The organism is Duganella violaceipulchra (assembly GCF_019166075.1).
In the GTDB taxonomy this organism is placed as follows: Bacteria; Pseudomonadota; Gammaproteobacteria; order Burkholderiales; family Burkholderiaceae_D; genus Rugamonas; species Rugamonas violaceipulchra.
This window is the reverse complement of record NZ_JAHTGR010000009.1, coordinates 35,316-57,681: the sequence shown is the minus strand read 5'-3', so window position 1 is coordinate 57,681 and position 22,366 is coordinate 35,316. Positions and strand designations below refer to the sequence as shown.

Sequence of the window (22,366 nt, the reverse complement as noted above, 5' to 3'; positions counted from 1 at the left end):
ACGCTTTAGCGATATTTATATTCCGCTTCGCAAGTTGTCTGTTAACTCAGCGGATACTCCATACGTGGTATTTTACGCTTCTTAAAAAATTTTGGCAGAGCAACAGAAGCCAAAATACTCCTCTATTAGACGAATTACTCATGCTTGTACCAATTTTTCGATTTCTCTCAATCTTCCCGTTGCCATTTCTACACGCAATGGGCGCCGCGCTGGGCTGGCTGGTCTACCTGGGCTCGCCTTCCTACCGCCGCCGCATGCGCGACAACCTGGCGCAGGCCGGCTATTCCCGGCACCTGCCGGCCGCCATCGCCGAGGCGGGCAAGAGCATCGTCGAGCTGCCCTTCATCTGGTGCGCCAGGCCGGAGCGCGTGTCGCGCCACGCCACCGACGAGAACTGGGCCATCGTCCAGGCCGAGCTCGACGCCGGGCGCGGCATCGTGTTCCTGACGCCCCACCTTGGCTGCTTTGAAATCGTCGCGCAGGAAATCGCGCTGCGCACCGAGCTGATGGTGATGTACCGTCCGCCCAAGAAGGCCGCGCTGAAACCGCTGATCGAAGGCGCCCGCGCGCGCGACAACCTGCTGCTGGCGCCGGCCACCCTGTCCGGCGTGCGCATGCTGGCCAAGTGCCTCAAGAAGGGCAAGCCGATCGGCCTGCTGCCGGACCAGGTGCCGCAGGAAGGCGAAGGCGTGTGGGCCACCTTCTTCGGCCGCGCCGCCTACACCATGACCTTGCCGGCCAAGCTGGCCCAGCTCGGCGACGCCACCATCATCGTCACCTACGCCGAGCGCCTGCCGGGCGGCAAAGGCTATGTGATCCGCTTCGTGCCCTTCGACGGCACGCTCGACGGCAGCGCCGCCGAACAGGCGCAGGCCATCAACCACGCGATGGAACGCCTGATCGCGCGCAGCCCGAGCCAGTATTTCTGGAGCTACAACCGCTACAAGGTGCCGGCCGGTATCGATGGGCCCGACTCCGCACCCGCCCCGGGAGAATCGGCATGAAGCTGCTGCTAGGAATCATGTGGCTGCTGCACTGGCTGCCGCTGCCGGTGCTGGGCCGTTTCGGCGACGCCATCGGCAGCCTGCTGTTCGTGGTGATGCGCGCGCGCCGCCACATCACGCTGACCAATCTGCGCCTGTGCATGCCGGAGCTGACCGAGGCCGAGCGCACCGACATCGCCCGCCGCCACTTCCAGGCCTATTCACGCAGCGTGTGGGAACGCGGCATCCTGTGGTGGGCGTCGGAGGCCAGGCTGAAGCGCCTGATCAAGGTCGAGCCCGGCCCGGTGCCGGTGGATGAGATGACGGCCAGGCCGACCATCCTGCTGTGCCCGCACTTCGTCTGCCTGGACGTGGCCGGCGCCTCGATCGCCATGGTGACCAGCGCCTCGTCCATGTATGTGCAGCAAAAGAACGCCGCCTTCGACCAGGTGCTGCGCGCCGGCCGCGCCCGCTTCCAGCCGGTCAAGCTGTTCACCCGCCAGGACGGCATCAAGCCCATCCTGCGCGCGCTGCGCGACAAGCTGCCCTACTTCATGCTGCCGGACATGGACTTCGGTGAAAAGGATGCCGAGTTCGTGCCCTTCTTCGGCATCGAGGCGGCCACCCTGACCGCCACCGCCCGCATCGCCGCCACCACCGGCGCCCAAGTGATGCCGGTGATCGCCACCTTCCTGCCCGATTACCAGGGCTGGCGTGTGAAATTCTATCCGGTGTGGGACAATTACCCTGGTCCCGACATGGTTGCCGCCACCCGCCGCATGAACCAGTTCATCGAGGAGCGCGTGCGCGAAGCCCCGGCTGAATATTTCTGGACGCACAAACGGTTCAAGACGCGCCCGAACGGCGAAGCTTCGCTGTACCAGCGTTCCGAGTAACAACACAGGCAGCAGATGAAACTCAAATTCACCAAAATGCATGGCGCCGGCAATGACTTCGTGGTCATCGACGGCATCAACCAGGACATCGACTTTTCGGCCGCGCAATGGCAGCTGCTGGGCGACCGCCGCTTCGGCGTGGGCGCCGACCAGATCCTGCTGGTGGAAAAACCGACCGAGCCGGGCTGCGATTTCCGCTACCGCATCTTCAACGCCGACGGCGGCGAGGTCGAGCAATGCGGCAACGGTTCGCGCGCCTTCGTCAAGTTTGTCGCGGAAAAAGGGTTGACCACGCAGCGCAGCATCACGGTGCAAACCAAGGCCGGCGTGATCGCGCCGCGCCTGGAAGCGGACGGCAGCATCACGGTCGACATGGGCGCGCCGGTGCTCGAGCCGCAGCGCGTGCCGTTCGACGCCGACGGCCTGCACGGCGAACGCCAGGGCGACGACACCTTGTGGCCGCTGGTACTGGAACTGGGCGGCGCGCGCGAGAGCGTGCTGATTTCGGTGGTGTCCATGGGCAATCCGCACGCAGTGCAGATCGTCGACGATGTCGACGCCGCGCCGGTAGAACTGACCGGCCCGCTGATCGAACACCATGCGCGCTTCCCCAACCGGGTCAACGCCGGCTTCATGCAGATCGTCGGCCGCCACCACGTCAAGCTGCGCGTGTTCGAGCGCGGCGTCGGCGAAACCCTGGCCTGCGGCACCGGCTCGTGCGCGGCCGTGGTGGCCGGCATCCGCCGCGGCTTGCTGGACAGCCCGGTGCAGGTCGACGCGCGCGGCGGCCAGCTGTCGATCAGCTGGGCCGGCGTGGGCCAGCCGGTCTGGCTGACCGGCCCGGCGGTGACGGTGTTCGAAGGCGAAATAGAAATTTAAGGCGCGAGATCTAAGGCGGCAACTCAGGCGGCCAGCCGGTCGTCGGCGGCCGGCTGCCAGGTCTTGAGCCGGTACAGGCGCTGGCGGTAGTTGCCCTCCAGTCCGTCCGGGCCGTTGTCGAGATGCTCGAACAGGCGGCCGATGCGGTCCAGCGCCTGGCGCTCGCGTGCCGTGCGCAGCAACACCAGGCGCCGCTTGCTGCGGCCGTAACTGGCGCGGATATCCACCACCAGGCAATGGCCCTGGTCGGCCGCCTTCACATCCAGCAACAGCGCTTCCGCCCGGCTCAGGCCGAACAGCTCGGCCAGCTCCAGCCGCGCCGTCAGCAGGGGCTGGCTTTCCAGCGCTTCGCGCGTCTTGCCGCGCAAGATTGCGTCGGCCCAGTCCGACGCCTTGGGCGCCGCCGCCACGCGCGCCAGCGCCGTTTCCGCCTCCTCGCAGCCCTGGGCCGCCGCCTTTTGCAGCCAGTAGGCGGCGCGCACGTCGCTGTGTTCGTCGGTGCGGCGGTTGCGCCACGCATACATGCCGCACTCCAGCTGCGCGGCGCAATGGCCCATGTCGGCCGCCCGCTCCAGGTAGGCCTGGGCTTCCGCCACGCAGCGCTGGGAAAATTCCGGTTTCAGATAAATCCGCGACAGGCCATACCAGGCTTCGGCCAGGCCCTGGTCGCCGGCCTGGGTCAGCCAGCGGATGGCGCGCTTGAAGTTGACGGCGGCAATGCCGTCGGCCTGCCGCTTGCCGTCGCCGTCCATGCGGGCAAACCACAGGCCCAGCGCCAGCTGCGCGTGGCGGTCGCCGCCGTGGGCGGCCAGTTCGCGGCAGTGATGCAACACGTCGCGGTGTTCGGTGTTGCCGTCGAACAGTTCGGCGCAGCGCGCCAGCAAGGTCAGTTGGGCCGGCTCCAGCGGCCACTCGGCCACGCGGGCCGCTTCGGCGTCCAGCGGGGCGTCGGCGAGCAGCTTGCGCGCCAGCGGCAAGGCGCGTTGTAGAAATGCCGCACGGTCGCCGTGCCAGGCCTGTTCCAGCACGGCGTACTGGGCGGCGGCCAGGCCGCTGTCGGCCGCCCGCGCCAGCCACTGCTGGCGGACGCTGGCGCGATGCGGCCCCAGGCCGCGCCGGGACGGCAGCGGCGCCAGCGGCGCCGGCGACGGCGGCTGCGCGCCGGACTGGTGCGCCAGCAACCATTGCGCTTCGGCCGAGCCGCTGCGCGCCGCCGTCTCCAGCGCCTGCAAAGCCTTGTCGCGTAAATGCGACGTTTCCTGCCCGGCTGCCTGGTTCAACACCAGTTGCGCCAGCACCAGGCCGGCTTGCTCGACACCGGCGTCGTAGGCGCGGTCATACCAGGACAGCACCGCCGGCAGGCAGTGCTGGGCATGCTCGAAGGGAACGTAGCTGCCGATCAACATCCAGGCTTCATCCTGCTCCTGCAGCGCGGCGCGGTTGAGCCAGTGCAGCGCAGTAGGCAGGCTGAGCGGCAAACTGGCGCCGCCGAACAGATAGAGCTTGCCCAGCGCCAGCTGACAGACGGCGTCTCCCGCGCGGGCTCCCCGGATGATCCCTAACTCTTCTCGATTAGCCATCGTCTCACTATTAATCCGATTCATCGATGCGGCGGTCCATCCCGGCTGTTTGCACCGGCTGGGACGACCGTTGGTGCTTATGAGTGTAGCGTGCGATCCGCGCCACACCATAAACATTATGCAAAGCGCTTTGATTTCGCACAAACGCCCTACCCCGTTTCGCCCTGTACGCTAGAGCTGTTTTGATGCCTGAATGAAAGGAAATAATAGCCAAACAGGCCCTTATGGCCTGCCAATCAAGCGTTTCAAAAATACAACAAGAAGCCCGGTTTCTTGGGCTTTCGACCAAAACTAGCCGTCACAATCAACCATTCCAGCGTTTTTGGCCCGGCGGGATATTAAGGTTCCTACCAACCGAGGGTCGAAGTACGCGACCCGCTAGCTTTGGATGTATGCACGTTCACTCTTAAAGGAATAACTCAAATGAAAAAATCTTTAGTGGCTCTGGCTCTCATGGGCGTATTTGCTGGCGCATACGCGCAATCGTCCGTGACCATCTATGGCACTGTGGATGCAGGGATTTCCAAGCGCACCGGCACCACCACCCAGGTGGGCAAGCGCGACAACAACAAACTCGGTTTCAAAGGCATCGAAGACCTGGGCGGCGGCCTGAAAGCCATCTTCCAGCTGGAAATCCGCTACGAGCCGGACACCGGCACCATCGAAAACACCTCCGGCGCCAACAGCCGTCCGCTGTTCCAGGGCCAGAGCCGCGTCGGCCTGCAGGGCGACTTCGGTACCGTGCGCCTGGGCCGTGGCCTGACCGCCTTCCAGGAAACCAGCACCGCCTTCGAACCATGGAGCGGCATTCCCGCCGTGGCAGGCTACCAGACCGACCTGCAGGTGGCCGGCTACTCCAGCGATCCTCTGAGCCCGGTTGGCAACTCCGGCAACCGCTTCTCGAACGCGGTGTTCTATAACACCCCGATGATCGCCGACATGTTCCAGCTGAATGTCACCGTGGGGGCCAAGGAAGCCAACAACGGCCCCGCCATCATCGGCAAGGGCATCGCGACCGCGCCGCAGTTCGCGGCCAACAGCGCCCCAGTCACCACGCCATACTCGCTGAGCGCCACCGCCGCCAACGGCCCGTTCGCCGCCTATGCCGCCTACGAAAAGAACGCCATCGAAACCAAACTGTGGTCGGTGGGCGCGTCGTTCAAGCCGATGAACGAGCTGAAGCTGATGGCCTCCTACCAGAAGCAGGACCAGGGCAACAGCACGCTGATCAATCCTGACACCAAGGCCTGGATACTGGGCGCCAACTACACCGTCGGCGCCGGCATGTTCCGCCTGGGCTATGGCCAGAAGACCCCGGACAACGCCCTGGGCAACCCGGCCCTGGCCAAGACCAAGCAGGCGTCGATCGGCTACGACTACAACCTGTCGGCCCGCACCTATCTGTATTTCGATGCCTCGAACAAGAAGGCAGCTACCACGCTGAACTACTACGGCCTCGGTATCCACCACAACTTCTAAGCCGCGCAGTCGGCAAGAACTGCCGGCGCTTGGGTTGGGGAATGACGGGCATGGGCAACCATGTCCGTTTTTTTTCGTTTAGAATGACTGTGCCTTTCCAACCTCGCCAATAAAGTACCTCAATGACTGTCCCACTGGATCACACCCTCGTTGCGCAATACCTGACCGAACACCCGAATTTCTTCGAAGAACACGCTGAATTGCTGGGTGAAATCAAACTGGCCAGCCCGCTGACGGGACGCGCCGTGTCGCTGCAAGAGCGCCAGATGGAAGTCATGCGCGACAAATACAAGGCGCTGGAATTGCGCATGAGCAATCTCATGCGCCTGGCGTCGGAAAACGAAGCGATCGCCAACAAATTCCACCGCTGGACCAAGGTGCTGCTGGAAGCCGAAGATGTGGGTTCCATGCCACATGCCGTGATCAGCGGCCTGAAGTCCGGTTTTGATGTACCGCAAGCCACGCTGCGCATCTGGGACACCGCGCCGGACTACCTCGGCGAATGGTTCGTCAACGGCGTGTCGGAAGATGCGCGCATCTTCGCCAACAGTCTGATGGCGCCCTACTGCGGCACCAACAAGGATTTCGAGGCGGTGCGCTGGTTGCCGGACGCCACCGGCATCACCTCCACCGTCATCATTCCGCTGCGCAAGCCGGGCAACAAGAGCGCCTTCGGCCTGCTGATCCTGGGTTCGGCCGATCCGGCGCGCTTCACGTCGCTGATGGCCACCGATTTCCTGGTCCACATCGGCGAAACCACCAGCACCGCGCTGGCCTGGCTGCTGGCCTGAGCGCCGCCATGAGCGTCGAACCAGACAGCAAGCTGGCCTGGATCGACGCTTACCTGGCCCAGCTGCGCGACCAGCGCCGGCTGTCGCCGCACACCGTCAGCGCCTACCGGCGCGATCTGCACGAATTGGCCAAACTCGTGGCCGGGCCGTCCGCCGGCCAGGACTGGCAGCAGCTCGACCACTTCACCATCCGCCGCCTGACCGCCAAGCTGCACGCGCGCGCGCTCGACCCGCGTTCGATCGCGCGCAAGCTGTCGAGCTGGCGCGGCTTTTTCGACTGGCTGGGCGGTCAGACCGCGCTGGCGGCCAACCCGGTGCAGGGCGTGCGCGCGCCCAAGCGCGCCAGGACGCTGCCGCGCGCGCTGTCGGTGGACGATGCGGTGCAGCTGGTGGCGCCGCCCCGGCCGCACGCCGGCGCCGCCCCGGAGGCTGCCGAGCTGTGCAACCGCGCCATGTTCGAACTGTTGTATTCCAGCGGCTTGCGGGTGTCCGAGCTGGCCGGGCTGGACCTGGCCGCCGGCAAGGATGCGCTGGGCTGGGTGGCGCTGGAGAACCGCGAAGTCATCGTCACCGGCAAGGGCAACAAGCAGCGCGTGGTGCCGGTGGGCGGCGCCGCGCTGGCGGCGCTGGCGGCCTGGATCGCCGTGCGGCCGGCGCCCTCGGACGGCGGCAACGCCCTGTTCCTCAGCACGCGCGGCACGCGGGTGTCGCCGCGGGTGATACAGCAGCGTTTGCAGGCCCATGGCGTGGCCCAGGGCGCGCCGGTGCACGTGCACCCGCACATGCTGCGCCACTCGTTCGCCTCGCACCTGCTGCAATCGTCGGGCGACCTGCGGGCGGTGCAGGAAATGCTGGGCCACTCCAGCATCAGCTCGACCCAGGTCTACACCGCGCTGGACTTCCAGCACCTGGCCGAGGTCTACGACCAGACCCATCCGCGTGCCAAGGTGAAATAGCCGCCGGCCGTACTGACGTTGCTCAATCGGACGAATTGCTAGGTCCGGCCAAATTCCGGCATAATCGGCTGGTTGCATTTCCGCATTTGATCCCCATCTAGGGGTTCCCCTAGACCAGACTGGTAAGCACCATGGCACTGATACCGACCACCATCCTCACCGGCTTCCTTGGCGCCGGCAAGACCACCTTGCTGAACCGCATCCTGCAGGAACAGCACGGCATGCGCATCGCCGTCATTGAAAACGAGTTTGGGCAGGAAAACATCGACAACGAAATCCTGGTGCAGGACAGCGGCGAACAGATCGTCGAAATGAACAATGGCTGCATCTGCTGCACCGTGCGCGGCGACCTGATCGTGGCCCTGAGCGGCCTGGCGCAAAAGCGCGAGGCCGGCGAGCTGCATTTCGACCGCGTCGTCATCGAGACCACCGGCCTGGCCAATCCCGGCCCGGTGGCCCAGACCTTCTTCGTCGACGAGGAAGTGGGCGCTCACTACATGCTGGACGCCGTGGTCACCGTGGTGGACGCCCGGCACGCCATGGACCAGCTGGACCAGCACGAGGAAGCCCAGCGCCAGGTCGGTTTCGCCGACAAGCTGCTGCTGTCCAAGACCGACCTGGTCAGCGCCGAGGACGTGGCCACCCTGACCGCCCGCCTCAAGCGCATCAACCCGCGCGCGCCTATCAGCACGGCCGACTTCGGCCGCGCCCCGCTGTCCGAGGTGCTGGACCTGAAGGGCTTCAACCTGAACGACAAGCTGGAGCTGGACCCGGACTTCCTAGAAACCGACCAGGCCCACGACGACGACCATGTGCATGACGAGCACTGCGGCCACAATCATGATCATGGCCACCACCACGAGGAACACGGCCACAACCACCACCATGCCCACCACAGCGACGATATCGCCGCGTTTGTGTTCAAAAGTACACGCCCGTTCGACACCGCCAAGCTCGACGAGTTCCTCGGCGGCCTGGTAAATGTCTACGGTCCTCGCATGCTGCGCTACAAAGGCGTATTGTTCATGAAAGACGCCGATCGCAAGGTCGTGTTCCAGGGCGTGCACCAGATCATGGGCAGCGACCTGGGCGCCAAATGGGGAGAAAACGACGTTCGAGGCAGCAAAATGGTATTTATCGGTAAAAATCTGCCGAAAGATATCTTTATTAGCGGTTTAGAACAATGTCTGGTATAAACTATCCGGGTTTTGTGGGGATGGCTAAATAGCCACAAACTCCGGGCTGATTAATTGAAAACTCTGTCGTATCGAAGGTAAGCGAAGTTATGACCACCAAAACTAATAAATCGACCCCCGCCGCCGCCGACCGCATCCTGACCGAAGAAGAAATTCTGAAGATGGATGAAAAGGATTATATGAATCCGGCGCAATTGGCCTTCTTCAAAGCCAAGCTGCAAGCGCTTGAAAAAGAATTGTTGAAGAACGCAGGCGAAACCACCGAACACCTGCGCGAAACCGTGCTCGTGCCGGACCCGGCCGACCGCGCCACCATCGAAGAAGAACATGCGCTGGAACTGCGCACCCGCGACCGCGAGCGCAAGCTGCTGAAAAAGGTCCAGCAATCGATCGTTACCATCGACGGCGGCGATTACGGCTGGTGCGAAGAGACCGGCGAACCGATCGGCATTCCACGCCTGATCGCCCGTCCGACCGCCACGCTGTCGCTGGAAGCCCAGCAGCGCCGCGAACTGAAGCAGAAATTGTACGGCGATTAATTCGCTGGGACTTTAAAAAAAGCACGCAGCCGCGTGCTTTTTTTTAGGGCAAACACGAGGATCAGCGTGGGACTGTTCTCCATCTTCAAGAAGAGCGACGCCGCACCCGCCCCGCAGTCGAGCAACGACGATGACGAGGCGGCGCGTCTGGCCGCCAACAGCGAAACCGAACGCCAGCAACAGCAGGCGCGCCAGCGCGAGATCGCCCGCGCCACCGCGATGAAGATCGACGCCATCGAATCGGCGATGACCTTCGACATCTTCAACGAGCCGGAACCGGCCTGGGGCAGCCAGCGCGCCGCCCGCCCGGCCCGGCCCGAGGCCGCCACCCACGCCGACGGAGGCCCCGACACCCAGGCCCTGGCCGACATCCCCACCACCCTGCTGCTGCGCGACGACGACCTGCCACAACTGGCCGTGGCCGCCGAGACCGCCCCCGTGGTGGAAGAGATCGCCATCCTGTACGCCAACGGCCAGGGCGCCGTGGCCGAGCAGCTGCTCAGCGCCGGCCTGGCCGAGGCCGCGGGCGACCGCACCGTCTGGTGGATGCTGTTCGACCTGTACCAGGTCAGCGGCCAGCGCGACCGCTTCGACAACCTGTCGATCGACTACGCCAGCACCTTCGAGACCTCGCCGCCGCCATGGAACGCCCCGGCCGCGCTGGCCGCCTCCTCGCCCGGCTTTGCCGGCCTGACACCGACCGAAGCCTTCGCCGGCGTGCTCGATACCCACATCGCCGACCAGCTGCAACGGCTGCAGCAATCGGCCGCCGCCAGCCCGGTGCTGCGGCTGGAATTTTCCCGCGTGGCGGCGGTCGAGGCGGCCGGCTGCGCGCTGCTGCTCGACACCTTGCGCAAGCTGCAAGCCCAACAGCGCGAGCTGATCCTGGTGGGCGCCGACGGCCTGGCCGCGCTGATCCGCGACGGCATCGCCATCGGCCGCCGCGACGACACCGAGGCGCCGTGGCTGCTGCTGCTGGAGCTGCTGCAACTGCTGAACCGCGAAAAGGAATTCGAGGAAATCGGCATGGACTACTGCGTCACCTTCGAAGTGTCGCCGCCGTCGTTCACGGCGCCGCACAAGGTGGCCACCGCCTCCGCCCAGCACGTGTCGGCGTCACCGGACCGCTTCATGCTGCCGCCGCAGCTCGAAGGCCAGCTCGGCCCTTTACTCGGCCAGATCCAGCACTATGCTGATCAGTACCAGACCCTGGTGTTCGACTGCTCGCGCCTGACGCGCATCGACTACGCCTGCGCCAACCAGCTGCACGCCAGCCTGGCCCAGCTGGGCAAGAAGATCGAGTTCCGCGACGTCAACCACCTGGTGACCGCGCTGCTGCGCCTGCTGGGCTATGCCGACATCGCCCGGATCTACCCGCACAAATACTGAAACTTGTAATTCCCAGGTCCAGCCCCATTTTTCAGTCTTGCAGCAGTTTGCGTCTTTACTTTGAGGTAACTATGGAACAATTTCACGGCACCACCATCCTGTGCGTACGGCGCGGCAAGCAAGTCGCGCTGGGCGGCGACGGCCAGGTCACGCTGGGCAACATCGTCATGAAGGGCACGGCCCGCAAGGTGCGCAAGGTCTACCAGGGCAAGGTGCTGGTCGGCTTCGCCGGCGGCACCGCCGACGCCTTCACCCTGCTCGACCGCTTCGAGGGCAAGCTGGAAAAACACCAGGGCAACCTGCTGCGCGCCTCGGTCGAGCTGGCCAAGGACTGGCGCACCGACCGCGTGCTGCGCCGCCTGGAAGCGATGCTGCTGGTGGCCGACAGCGAATCGACCTTGGTAATCACCGGCAACGGCGACGTGCTCGAGCCCGAAGACGGCATCGGCGCCATCGGCTCCGGCGGCACCTATGCGCAATCGGCGGCCAAGGCGCTGGTGGAAAATACGGAACTGTCGCCGACGGAAGTCGTCAAAAAGTCACTGACCATCGCCGGCCAATTGTGCATCTACACCAATATGAACCACATCATCGAGACACTGGACCCAGCATGAACATGACCCCGAAAGAAATCGTCGGCGAACTCGACAAACATGTGGTCGGCCAGGGCAACGCCAAGAAGGCGGTGGCGATCGCGCTGCGCAACCGCTGGCGCCGCCAGCAGGTCGAGGAACCGCTGCGCCACGAGATCACGCCGAAAAACATCCTGATGATAGGCCCCACCGGCGTCGGCAAGACCGAGATCGCGCGCCGCCTGGCCAAGCTGGCCGACGCGCCCTTCATCAAGATCGAAGCCACCAAGTTCACCGAGGTCGGCTATGTCGGCCGCGACGTCGACACCATCATCCGCGACCTGATCGACATCGGCGTCAAGCAGACCCGTTCGGCCGAGATGGCCAAGGTGCGCACCCGCGCCGAGGACGCGGCCGAGGACCGCGTGCTCGACATCCTGCTGCCGCCGGCGCGCGACTTCGGCTTCCACCAGGCCGCGCCGTCGGACGCGCCGAAGGAAGTCGACACCACCCGCCAGACCTTCCGCAAGCGCCTGCGCCAGGGCGAGCTGGACGACAAGGAAATCGAGATCGAGCTGGCCGATACCGGGCCGCAAATGGAGATCATGGCCCCGCCCGGCATGGAGGAAATGACCGAGCAGATCAAGTCCATGTTCTCCGGCATCGGCGGCAGCCGCAAGAAGGCGCGCAAGGTCAAGATCAAGGAAGCGATGAAGGTGCTGATCGACGAGGAAGCCGCCAAGCTGGTCAACGACGACGAGATGAAGCAGAAGGCCATCCAGAACGTCGAGCAGAACGGCATCGTCTTCCTCGACGAGATCGACAAGATCGCCTCGCGCTCGGAAGTGGGCGGCGCCGACGTCTCGCGCGCCGGCGTGCAGCGCGACCTGCTGCCGCTGGTCGAGGGCACCACCGTCAACACCAAGTACGGCATGATCAAGACCGACCACATCCTGTTCATCGCCTCGGGCGCCTTCCACCTGGCCAAGCCGTCCGACCTGATCCCCGAGCTGCAGGGCCGCTTCCCGATCCGGGTCGAGCTGGAGTCGCTGTCGATCGCCGATTTCGAACGCATCCTGACCAGCACCGACGCCTGCCTGACCAAGCAGTACGAGGCGCTGCTGGCCACCGAGAACGTCACCATCGAGTTCGCGCCGGAAGGCATCACGCGGCTGGCGGAGATCGCCTACTCGGTCAACGAGCGCACCGAGAACATCGGCGCGCGCCGGCTGTACACGGTGATGGAAAAGCTGCTGGAAGAACTGTCCTTCACGGCCAGCGACGACAGCGGCAAGCTCGTCACCATCGATGCGGCCTATGTCAACGCGCGGCTCGATGCGCTGGCGGTCAACGAAGACCTGTCGCGCTACGTGCTGTAAGGAGTTGGGGTCATGGCCAACAAGGCACTGTCGACGCGGCAGAAGATGACGATACGGGTCGAACCGTCGCAGAAGCCGCCGCGCAATCCGGTGGCGCTGGCGGCCAAGGCGCGCGCCGGCGGCGCCGGTCCGCACGCCAAGCCGCAAGCGACGGACCGGCAAGCCGCCAAGCGCCTGCTGGCGAAGCTCAGCCTGAAGCCGGACCCGGAGGAAAAGTAAGCGTTAGCGGACGCCGGTGGCGGCGCCCGCTCTCGGCTTATTCGGTGCCATCCCTGCTGCGAGGGACAGCGTGCCGCAGTGTCCCCCAGTTCCGCGCGATGTACCACCCGATTATTCCAAGCCCTGCTTTTCACGCCATCCGGTACCGTGCTACGATACCTTTTTGTTTATTTGCCAAGGCGGGGTATGAGCTCACCGGAATTGCTGCTGCAAGTCTTGCGGACCCAGATGCGGACCGCCGGCGTCACCTACAAAATGCTGGCCGAACGGATCGCCATGAGCGAGTCCAGCGTCAAGCGCATGTTCGGCCAGCAGGACATGTCGCTGTCGCGGCTGGCGCAAATCTGCAAGGCGGCGGGGGTGGCGATGGAGGACGTGCTGCGCGGCGCGGCCGACGCCACGCCGCAGGCCGACGCCCTGACCCTGCCCCAGGAAAAAGCCCTGATGGCGCAGCCGCACCTGCTGCTGATGGCGATCTGCTGCCTGGGCCACTGGACCATGGAGCAGGTGCTGGAAACCTACAACCTGAGCGAACCCGAATGCATCATGCTGCTGGCCGAGCTGGACCGGCTGGGCGTGATCGAACTGAAGCCGCTGAACCGCTACCGCCTGCGCGTGTCGAACGCCTTCCGCTGGCTGCCGGACGGGCCGGTGCAGCAATTCTTCCGCGAACACGCGGTGGCCGATTATTTCAGCGGCAGCTTCGACGGCGCCGGCGAGACGCTGCTGTGCCTGCCGGCGCGGCTGTCGCTGCCCAGCGCCGAGGAACTGGTGGGCCGCATCCAGCAGCTGGCCGGCGAGCTGGCGCGGCTGCACCAGGGCGACCGCAAGCTGGCGCCGCAGGAGCGCGACGGCTTCACCCTGCTGGTCGGCTTCCGCTCGTGGGAGTTCGCCGCCTTCACCGCGCTGCGGCGCGCGCCGCCGCCGGCTACCAGATAGGACCGAGGAACAGATAGGCGCTGGAGTTGCCGCCCTTGGTGGTGCCGGCGCCCAGGTACAGCGGACCGAAGCGCGTATCGACCGCGATGAAGCCGCTGGCGGCCTGGTGCAGCGCGCCCCAGCGCAGCGGGCTGATCGGGCTGTAGGCGCCGCCCGCCTCCAGCGAAAAGCCCAGCCGCACATCGCCGCCCAGCGCGGCCGGCATCGCGCCGATGCTGCGCGCCATCACCACCCGTCCCAGCAGCGTGCGGTCGCCGACGATCGATTGCGGCGTCGAGCCCGACAGGCGCAGGAAGCCACCCAGGTTGTTCGACGAGGCGCCGCCCTGGCTGCGCGACCATTCCGCATACACATGGCCGGCCCAGCGGTCCACATGGAAGGCCTGCAAGCCCTGCACGGCCTGGGTGGTCGGCACGGCGCCGGTGGAACCGCTGTGCATCAGGCGCTGCCAGCCCAGCAAGAACAGCGTGCCGCGGGTCGGAAAGGCCACCGTGTCGAGACTGTCGACATTGAAGGACAGCTGCTGCACGGTCTGCATCTCGCGGCCCTCGGTGAGGTCTTCCGGTATGCTTTGGTGAAACACCTGCTTCTCGCGCGTCACGCTGTAGCGCAGATCGCCCCAATGGCCCAGCTGGCGCCCCAGCGTCACGCCTCCGCCCTGGCTGTTAAAGGCATAGCGCGCCTGGCGCAAGCCGCTGGCGTTGAACATGTCGACGGCCGACGAGTTGTAATGCAATTCCGGCGCCACATACCATTGCGAACCGGCCCCCAGCGGCTGCCAGAACTGCATGCCCAGCGCGCGCTCGGTGCCGACCTTGCCGATGGTGCGCAGCTCGGCGCCCCAGTCGTTCAGCGACGACAGCACATGCATCACCTTCAACTCGAAGGTGTTATTCTCGGAGAAATCACTGGTCAGCTCCAGGCCCACGCGCAGGCGGCTGCGCGCCCAGTCGGCCTCGGTCGGCTTGATCAACACGCTGCGGCCATCCTTGTCGTCGTGGATTTCGGTTTCCACCCGCGCCAGGTCGCCGCGGCCGAACAGCTGGTTGCCGGCCGCCTGCGCCTGTTCGCCGGTGACCATCTGCCCCACTTGCAAGCCGGACTGCACTTCCAGCTCCTTCGGATTGATGCGTCCGCTCGGCGCCACCTCCAGCCTGGTCAGCCGCACCGGCTGGTCGATGCCCACCGGCGCCGACAAACGCTTGAGCTCATACGACGCGTACTGCGCCTCCGGCAAGGCCAACCTGACCAGCTGCGCGCTCATGGCGCGCACCGCCGCCTCGCCGGCCTTCATGGCGCGGTCGTGGCGGGCGAAATCGAGGAAGCCGATGCCCCCCAAGTCCGGCGCCAGCAGGATGTCGTTGGGACGCAGCTCCTTGAGCGAGCGCTGGACGTTCTGTTCGGTCAGGATCTGCAGCATCTGCTGCGCCACGCTGACCGCGCTGATCAATTCCTTTTCCTGCGCCAGCGGCGTGCCGACGTTGACGGCGATGATGATGTCGGCGCCCATGTCGCGTGCCACGTCCACCGGCAGGTTGCGCACCAGGCCACCATCGACCAGCAGCCGCTGGTTGACCCGCACCGGCGCGAACACGCCCGGCACCGCCAGCGAGGCGCGCATCGCCAGGAACAGCGGCGTGTCGTTCAGCTCCACCAGCTCGCCCGTCACCAGGTCGGAAGCGACCGAGCGGAACGGCAGTTGCAGCAGGTTGACCGGCTTGTCGCGCGCGCCGTGCGGCAGCACGCGGGTCAGCGCCAGTTCCAGCGCCTCGTTGCCGGCGGCGGCCGGCGGCAGCGACACGCCATCGAGCTTGGCGCCGAACTCGATGCGCGACGGCAGCAGCAAGTCTTCCTCGCGGCGCCGGTACACCAGCTCGTCGCGCGGCGGACGGTCGGCCACCACGGCGTTCCAGTCGGTGCGGCGCACCAGCTGCTCCAGCTGCTCGACCGAGCTGCCGGCGGCATAGGCGCCGCCGACCACGCTGCCCATGCTGGTGCCGACCACGAAGTCCACCGGCACTCGCAATTCCTGCAAGGCGCGCAGCACGCCGATGTGGGCGAAGCCGCGCGCGCCGCCACCCGACAGCACCAGCGCGACCTTCGGCCGCGGCTTGATGGCGGCGTCGGCAGCGATCGAGGTGGCGCCGGGCGCGGTTTGTGCGGCGGCGGGCGCGCAGATCGCGGCCGCCAAGAAAAAGCCGCAGCAAAAAGCCGCGGCCAGGGTACGGGAGATCACCATGGGGATGGCCTATTGTGTGCGGTCGAAACCGGGAACGGGAGCGATAGTGGTGCCGGAAACGCTGGAGCGCGGCGGTGGCTGTTGCGGCGGCGGCTGTTGCGGCGGCGGCGCTTGCGGTGTCGGCGGCGCGATCGGCGGCAGCGGTTGCTGGCCCGCGCCAGGCAACAGCGACGGCGGCTGGCCGCCGGCCGCACCGGCGCCGGCGCCGGCATCGGTGGCCAGCTCCAGGCGCTTGAGGGCGCCGCCTTCGGACAGCATCACGTACTTCGGATGGACTTCCTTCACCGTCACGCCGGGCGCCACTTCGCGGCCCACGCCCAGCGCCATCGGCGGTTGGCCGTCGACCACGATGATGGCGGCGCTGTCGCTGCCGCCGTTGCGCGCGGCGATCACGCCCTTGAGCTGATAGTTGCTGATGGCGGCGACCGTGATCTGGCCGCCGAACAGGCCCTTGGCCGCCTCGATGTTCAAGGGCGCGGCGAACTGCTGCGGCGGCGCGGCGATGGCGCGCTGCTGCGGCTTGAACAATTGCAGGCCCCAGTAGGCCAGCGACGCCGACAACAGCACCACGGCAAGAATGGTAACGAATAATGGCAAACGCTTCATGGTTCTCTTTGCTTCCTCAGCGTACCAGCTGATTAATTTCGATGATAGGCATCAGGACCGCCAGCACGATCAGCAGCACCACCACGCCCATCGCCAGGATCAGCGCCGGCTCCAGCAGGCCGGCGATGGTCAGCGTGCGGCGTTCCAGATCCGATTCCTGGGCGGCGGCGGCGCGGTCCAGCATGGCCGGCAGCTCGCCGGTGATTTCGCCGGCCCGTATCATGTGGATCAGCATCGGCGGAAAATGCTTTTGCGCCGACAGCGAGCGCGCCAGGCTCACGCCCTCGCGCACGGCGTCGCTGGCCTCGTCGACCAGCTCCTGCATGGCGACATTGGACAGCGTATCGCGGCTGGTCTCCAGCGCGCGCAGGATAGGCACGCCGGAGCCGGTGGTGATCGCCAGCGTGCTGGCGAAACGCGCCGTGTTCAGGCTGCGTTCGAACTTGCCGTACAGCGGCGCGGTCAGCAGCCAGGTGTGCCAGCGCCGCTTCAGCGCCGGGTTCTGCAAGGCGCGGCGCCACATGAACCAGGCGCCCACCAGCAGGATCGCCACCACGATGCCGTAGCTGCGCACGAAGTCCGACACAGCCAGCATGATGACGGTGAGGATGGGCAGCTTCTGCTTGGTGTTGGCGAACACCGAGACGATCTGCGGCACCACGTAGGTCAGCAGGAAGATCACGATGGAGAACGCCACCACCGTCACGATGGCCGGATAGGTGAAGGCCAGCTTGACCTTCTGGATCAGCGCATTGCGGCGCTCGATGTAGTCGGCAAGGCGCGACAGCACGCGCGACAACTGGCCGATCTGCTCACCGGAGGCGACCAGCGCGCGGTAGATCTCGGCGAAGTCGCGCGGATGGCGTCCCAACACGTCGGACAGCGCGGCGCCGCCGATCACTTCGGAACGGATCGAGGCGATCAGGTCGCGCATGTAGGGACGCTCGGCCTGCTCCAGCAAGGCGGTGAAGGCCTGCTCCAGCGGCAGCCCCGCCTCCAGCAGGCTGGCCAGCTGGCGCGTGAACAGCGCCAGCTCGGTGGCCGACAGGCGCTCGCCGAAGCCGCGGCTCTTGGTCACGCCGGCGGCGTCGACCTGCGCGGCGATGGCGTCCACCTTCAGCGGCACCAGGCCTTGCGTGCGCAGCTCGGAACGGGCCGAACGCGCGCTGTCGGCATTGAGCACGCCCTTCTTGGTGGCGCCGCCGGCGTCGACGGCTTCATAACGGAATGCGGGCATCTTCGGTCGCCTAGTCTTTGGTCACGCGCAGCAGTTCGGCCTGCGTGGTCACGCCGGCGGCCAGCCAACGCTCGCCGTCCTCGCGCATGGTCTGCATGCCGCCCGCCACCGCCGCCGCCTTGACCTCGGCCTCGGAAGCGCGGTTGTGGATCTGCGCGCGGATCTGCTCCGTCGTCTGCAGGAATTCGTACACGCCGACCCGGCCCTGGTAGCCGGTATGGCCGCAATGCTCGCAGCCGACCGCGTGCCACAGCTTGCCGTCGTAGCTCTTGCAGCTGCCGCACAGTTTGCGCACCAGCCGCTGCGCCAGCACGCCCAGCAGCGACGACGACAGCAGGAACGGTTCGATGCCCATGTCCAGCAGCCGCGTGACGGCGGCGGCGGCGTCGTTGGTGTGCAGCGTCGCCAGCACCAGGTGGCCGGTCAGCGAAGCCTGCACCGCGATCTGCGCGGTTTCCAGGTCGCGGATCTCGCCGATCATGATCACGTCCGGGTCCTGGCGCAGGATGGCGCGCAGGGCCTTGGCGAAGGTCATGTCGATGCGCGGGTTGACCTGGGTCTGGCCGACGCCGTTCAGGTCATACTCGATCGGGTCTTCCACCGTCATGATGTTGGTGGTGGCCGCGTTCAGCAGCGACAGCGCCGCGTACAAGGTGGTGGTCTTGCCCGAGCCGGTCGGCCCGGTCACCAGCACGATGCCGTGCGGCTGGTTGATCAGCGCGTCGAACTCCGGCAGCATGGTCTCGCTCATGCCCAGGTGGTTCAGGTCCAGCCGGCCCGCTTCCTTGTCCAGCAAACGCAGCACCGCGCGTTCACCGTGGCCGGTCGGCAGCGTCGACACCCGCACGTCGACCGGCTTGCCGCCGATGCGCAACGTGATGCGGCCGTCCTGCGGCAGGCGTTTTTCGGCGATGTCCAGCTGCGCCATGATCTTGATACGCGAGATCAGCGAACCGTGAATGGCCTTGCGCGGCCGGACCACGTCGCGCAGCGAACCGTCGACGCGGAAGCGCACCACCGAGGTCTGCTCGAACGGCTCGATGTGGATGTCCGAGGCGCTGTCGCGCAGCGCCTGCGTCAGCAAGGCGTTGATCATGCGGATCACCGGCGCGTCGTCGGACGATTCCAGCAGGTCTTCGATGGCCGGCACGTCCTGCAGCAGCTTGGTCAGATCGAGGTCGGCGTCGAATTCCTCGGCCACCATCGAGGCGTTGCCGCCCGAGCTGGCGTAGGCCGCCGCGATGGCGATTTCCAGATCGGCGCGCGGCATGCTTTTGAGCTGGATGCGGCCGAAACGGCGCGACACTTCGGCGATGGCCGCCGGCGCGGTGGCGCCGCAGACCAGCACGTCCACCGTGTGTTCGGCTTCGTCGCTCTGCTGCGCCAGCACCACGAAATCGCGGGCGAAAGCGTAGGGTAGGAGATTGCTCATGTCACTTCTGCTTGTTTGGTTCGCCGGCGCCCGGCTCGCGCACCGGCGTCGGCGCGGAAGGCAGCGGACGCACCATGGTGCCGCCCAGCGGCGCGCCGTCTTTCAAGGTCGGCAGCATAGGCTGGCCGAGGTCCTTGACCAGGATGCTCTCCGGCGGCTGGATCGCTTCCTGCTGGCCGCGCATGTAGTCGTAGCGGTCGGTCGCCAGCGAGGTGCTCTGCTCCTTGTTGCGGATCACCACCGGGCGCAGGAACACCATCAGGTTGGTCTTCTTGCGGGTGCGGGTCTGGTACTTGAACAGATTGCCCAGCACCGGGATGTCGCCCAGCCCGCGCACCTTGTCCACGCCGTCGCCTTCGGTGTCTTCGATCAGGCCGCCCAGCACGATGATCTGGCCGTCGTCGGCGATGACGTTGTTCTCGATCACGCGCTTGTTGATGGTGATGCCGGCGGCCGCCGTCAGCGTGGTCTTGTCGACGCTGGAGGTCTCGTGATAGATCGCCAGCTTGACCGTGCCGCCCTCGGAAATCTGCGGGCGCACCTTCAGCGTCAGGCCCACTTCCTTGCGGTCGATGGTCTGGAAAGGATTGTTGTTGGTGCCCGAGGTGGTGGTGAACTGGCCGGTCAGCACCGGCACGTTCTGGCCGACCGAGATGGTGGCCAGCTCGTTATCGAGCGTGATCATGTTAGGCGTCGACAGCACGTTGGCGTTGCCGTCCGATTCCAGCGAGCGCGCCAGCGCGCCCAGGCCAAGGCCGCCGGCGACCTGCTTGAATACGCCGATGGTCAGGCCGGCGCCCGGCAGCGCGGTAGTGGTGGTGGTGCTCTTGCTGAGCAGCGAAGTGGCCAGCGTGCCGATGTTGTTGCCGCCGGTCGAATACGATTGCAGGCCGCCGACGCGGTAGGTGCTGTTCTCGTTGCCGGTCGCGCCGACCCACTGCACGCCGAATTCGGAGGCCTTGTCGGACGAGACTTCGACGATCAGCGATTCGATGTAGACCTGCGCGCGGCGCACGTCCAGCTGGTCGATCACGGCACGCAGGTTGCGGTACACCGATTCCGGCGCGGTGATGATCAGCGTGTTGGTGGTGGAATCGGCCTGGATGTAGCCGGCCGTGCCGCCGCCGCCCTGCTGCTGGCCGGAGCCGGTCAGCAGCGGATTGCTTGGACCGCTGCTGGTGCTGCCGCTGCTGTTGCCGCCCATGCCGCCGCCGATGCCGCCGGTGTTGCTGCTTTGGCCGCCCAGGCCCCCCTGGCCCTGGCCTTGGCCGGTCTGGCCGGTGCCGCCGATGCCGGTGGCATTGGCCGCCGAGGTGTCGCCCGACACCACCGAGCGCAAGGTCTGCGCCAGCTTGGCCGCTTCGGCGTTCTTCAGGTAGACCACGTGGACGTTGCCCAGTTCCTGGGTCGGCTGATCGAGCTTGGCGATCAGCGACTTGGCCAGGTTGGAGCGGGCCGCCGACGGCGCGCGCACGATCAGCGCATTGGTGCGCGGATCGGCCAGCACGCTGGTCTTGCCGGCGTCGCCGGCGCCGGCGCCGCTGTCCATCAGTTTGTTGACCATGGCCGCCAGGTCGCTGGCGATGGCGTAGCGCACCGGGATCACGTCCAGGTCGGCGACGGCCGGCGCATCCAGCGCGGCGACGATCTTGGCCAGGCGCTTGACGTTGTCGGCGTAGTCGGTGACGACCACGGTGTTATTGCCCGGATTGGCGTTGATGGTGTTGTTCGGCGAAATCAGCGGGCGCAGCACCGTCACCACGTTGGCCGCCGACTCGTAATTCAGATGGAAGATCTGGCTGACTACCTGGTCGCCCTTGGCCGTGGCCTGGCCGGCGCCGACCTGGGTCGGTCCCGCCTGCAGCTTGGCGTCCGCCTCCGGCACCACCTTGGCGTAGCCGTCGCCGCTGACCACCGCATAGCCTTGCAGGCGCAGCGCGGAAGTGAGCAAACCAAAAGCCTGCGATTTGGTGACCGGCTTTTCCGACACCACCGTCAGCGTGCCCTTGACGCGCGGGTCGATCACGAAGGTGATGTTGGTGTAGTGGCCGACCGCCTTGATCACCGATTCGATGTCGGCGCCGACAAAGTTCAGCGCGGCGTCGTCGGCCGCGGCATGCGCGGCCAGCGGCAGCAACGCCAGCAAGGGCGTCACGACCGGCACGACACTGGTCGCACAGCACAGCATCGCGCCCGCGCTCAGGCGGCGCAGCGCGGGAAGATTGGATTTGCTCACGGACTGTTTTTTCATTGTCTGAACTTTTATCTGAACTTAGTGGAACTCTAAAGCGATGATGTTGCGGTCACTATTCGGTTTGCGCTGGCCCAGCAAATTCAACAGATTGGCCAGCTGCTCTTCAAATCCTTTTGCTGCCTCGGCCTGCCCGGAAAACTGCAGGCGGCCGTTATTCAGGTTGCCGGAACCGCTCAGCAGCAGCGGTCCCTTGACGGAATTGAGCGTCAGCCCCGCCGACTGCCCGTGCCAGTCCAGCGCCAGCGCGTAGCTGCCCAGCGGGCGTACCGACGACAGCCGCGACGCCATGTCCGTCATCTCCAGCGTGGTGCGGCCGTTGATGGACACCTGGCGCTCGGCCAGCGCCAGCTCCAGCGCGGTCCACGACAGCCGCATGGTGCCGCTGGGCGCCACGGTGTTCAGCGGCGCGCCCAGGCCGGCCAGGCCCTCGGCCGGCAGCAGCAGCGCCGATGGACTGAGCTGCCAGTGCGACCAGCTGCCCTTGAAGGTCAGCGGCTGCGCCAGCGCCTCGCTGTTTTCCAGTTGCAGGTCGACCATGCCGACCAGCGCCAGCGGCGAAATCCGCCAGCTGAAACGGCCCGGCAGCAGCGGCGTGACCGCGCTGTTGCCGCTGGCCGCGCCGCCGATAAAGGCCGAACCGCGCCACAGCGTACCCTGCGCGTCCCCCAGCGTCAAACGGCCTCCCGTGCGCGACTCCACCAGGGAGCCCAGCCAGGCGGCCGGAAAGAACACCGCCAGCGTCGCCGCCACGCTCAGCGCGATGGTCAGCAACCATAGCACGGCGCGCTTCATGGACAGCCT

At 66.1% G+C, this 22,366-nt stretch carries 20 protein-coding genes; 13 read left to right on the top strand and 7 right to left on the bottom strand.

The window, feature by feature from the left end; translation table 11 throughout:
- The first annotated feature begins 140 nt into the window (after positions 1-140).
- The 3 genes from KVP70_RS17660 to dapF are packed head-to-tail and all read left to right on the top strand — an operon-like array spanning position 141 to position 2,758.
- The gene (locus tag KVP70_RS17660; RefSeq protein ID WP_217943523.1) at positions 141-1,004 is read left to right on the top strand and encodes a lysophospholipid acyltransferase family protein; all 864 of its coding nucleotides are present in this window, start codon (positions 141-143) and stop codon (positions 1,002-1,004) included.
- Positions 1,001-1,879, top strand: a complete 879-nt coding sequence (locus tag KVP70_RS17655; protein ID WP_217943522.1) for an LpxL/LpxP family acyltransferase — start codon at positions 1,001-1,003, stop codon at positions 1,877-1,879. The genes KVP70_RS17660 and KVP70_RS17655 overlap by 4 nt, the downstream gene beginning before the upstream one ends.
- A gap of 15 nt (positions 1,880-1,894) precedes the next feature.
- Positions 1,895-2,758 carry a diaminopimelate epimerase gene (dapF, locus tag KVP70_RS17650; RefSeq protein WP_217943521.1) on the top strand — a complete coding sequence of 288 codons (864 nt, stop codon included), beginning with the start codon at positions 1,895-1,897 and terminating at the stop codon, positions 2,756-2,758.
- 23 nt (positions 2,759-2,781) lie between these two features.
- Here the strand turns inward: dapF and KVP70_RS17645 are convergent, their stop codons facing one another.
- Positions 2,782-4,338: a tetratricopeptide repeat protein gene (locus KVP70_RS17645; RefSeq protein WP_217943520.1), complete on the bottom strand. Its 1,557-nt coding sequence runs from the start codon at positions 4,336-4,338 to the stop codon at positions 2,782-2,784.
- Between the two features lie 423 nt (positions 4,339-4,761).
- On the opposite strand from KVP70_RS17645, the gene KVP70_RS17640 reads away from it, so the two are divergent.
- From KVP70_RS17640 to KVP70_RS17595, 10 genes are all read left to right on the top strand, one after another.
- On the top strand, positions 4,762-5,817 hold the full coding sequence (locus KVP70_RS17640) for a porin (RefSeq protein WP_217943519.1): 1,056 nt from the start codon (positions 4,762-4,764) through the stop codon (positions 5,815-5,817).
- 122 nt (positions 5,818-5,939) lie between these two features.
- Positions 5,940-6,608, top strand: a complete 669-nt coding sequence (locus KVP70_RS17635) for a DUF484 family protein (RefSeq protein WP_217943518.1) — start codon at positions 5,940-5,942, stop codon at positions 6,606-6,608.
- Positions 6,609-6,616: 8 nt separating this feature from the next.
- Positions 6,617-7,564, top strand: coding sequence for a tyrosine recombinase XerC (gene xerC / locus KVP70_RS17630; RefSeq protein WP_217943517.1), 948 nt, complete (start codon positions 6,617-6,619; stop codon positions 7,562-7,564).
- Between the two features lie 131 nt (positions 7,565-7,695).
- Complete coding sequence (locus KVP70_RS17625) at positions 7,696-8,760, top strand: CobW family GTP-binding protein (RefSeq protein WP_217943516.1); 1,065 nt, start codon at positions 7,696-7,698, stop codon at positions 8,758-8,760.
- Positions 8,761-8,849: 89 nt separating this feature from the next.
- Positions 8,850-9,299 (top strand): RNA polymerase-binding protein DksA, encoded by a 450-nt coding sequence (dksA, locus tag KVP70_RS17620; protein ID WP_217943515.1) that lies wholly within the window; start codon positions 8,850-8,852, stop codon positions 9,297-9,299.
- Positions 9,300-9,365: 66 nt separating this feature from the next.
- On the top strand, positions 9,366-10,688 hold the full coding sequence (locus tag KVP70_RS17615) for an STAS domain-containing protein (RefSeq protein ID WP_217943514.1): 1,323 nt from the start codon (positions 9,366-9,368) through the stop codon (positions 10,686-10,688).
- Between the two features lie 71 nt (positions 10,689-10,759).
- Complete coding sequence (gene hslV, locus KVP70_RS17610) at positions 10,760-11,302, top strand: ATP-dependent protease subunit HslV (RefSeq protein WP_217943513.1); 543 nt, start codon at positions 10,760-10,762, stop codon at positions 11,300-11,302.
- On the top strand, positions 11,299-12,639 hold the full coding sequence (hslU, locus tag KVP70_RS17605) for an ATP-dependent protease ATPase subunit HslU (protein WP_217943512.1): 1,341 nt from the start codon (positions 11,299-11,301) through the stop codon (positions 12,637-12,639). The genes hslV and hslU overlap by 4 nt, the downstream gene beginning before the upstream one ends.
- Positions 12,640-12,651: 12 nt before the next feature.
- Positions 12,652-12,858: a hypothetical protein gene (locus KVP70_RS17600; protein ID WP_217943511.1), complete on the top strand. Its 207-nt coding sequence runs from the start codon at positions 12,652-12,654 to the stop codon at positions 12,856-12,858.
- Positions 12,859-13,044: 186 nt separating this feature from the next.
- Positions 13,045-13,797 carry a helix-turn-helix domain-containing protein gene (locus KVP70_RS17595; RefSeq protein ID WP_217943510.1) on the top strand — a complete coding sequence of 251 codons (753 nt, stop codon included), beginning with the start codon at positions 13,045-13,047 and terminating at the stop codon, positions 13,795-13,797.
- Here KVP70_RS17595 and KVP70_RS17590 read toward each other — a convergent pair.
- From KVP70_RS17590 to KVP70_RS17565, 6 genes are read right to left on the bottom strand one after another with little or no spacing between them, the layout of a single operon-like run.
- Positions 13,787-16,036 carry a patatin-like phospholipase family protein gene (locus KVP70_RS17590; protein WP_217943509.1) on the bottom strand — a complete coding sequence of 750 codons (2,250 nt, stop codon included), beginning with the start codon at positions 16,034-16,036 and terminating at the stop codon, positions 13,787-13,789. The genes KVP70_RS17595 and KVP70_RS17590 overlap by 11 nt on opposite strands.
- Before the next feature lie 9 nt (positions 16,037-16,045).
- Positions 16,046-16,642 carry a type II secretion system protein N gene (locus KVP70_RS17585; RefSeq protein WP_217943508.1) on the bottom strand — a complete coding sequence of 199 codons (597 nt, stop codon included), beginning with the start codon at positions 16,640-16,642 and terminating at the stop codon, positions 16,046-16,048.
- A 16-nt stretch (positions 16,643-16,658) separates the two neighbouring features.
- Positions 16,659-17,879, bottom strand: a complete 1,221-nt coding sequence (gene gspF / locus KVP70_RS17580) for a type II secretion system inner membrane protein GspF (protein ID WP_020704234.1) — start codon at positions 17,877-17,879, stop codon at positions 16,659-16,661.
- Positions 17,880-17,889: 10 nt separating this feature from the next.
- Entirely contained in the window at positions 17,890-19,311 is a 1,422-nt protein-coding gene (gene gspE / locus KVP70_RS17575; RefSeq protein WP_217943507.1) for a type II secretion system ATPase GspE, read from the bottom strand.
- A gap of 1 nt (position 19,312) precedes the next feature.
- Complete coding sequence (gene gspD / locus KVP70_RS17570) at positions 19,313-21,562, bottom strand: type II secretion system secretin GspD (RefSeq protein ID WP_217943506.1); 2,250 nt, start codon at positions 21,560-21,562, stop codon at positions 19,313-19,315.
- Positions 21,563-21,583: 21 nt separating this feature from the next.
- Complete coding sequence (locus KVP70_RS17565) at positions 21,584-22,357, bottom strand: type II secretion system protein N (RefSeq protein ID WP_217943505.1); 774 nt, start codon at positions 22,355-22,357, stop codon at positions 21,584-21,586.
- Positions 22,358-22,366: the final 9 nt, after the last annotated feature.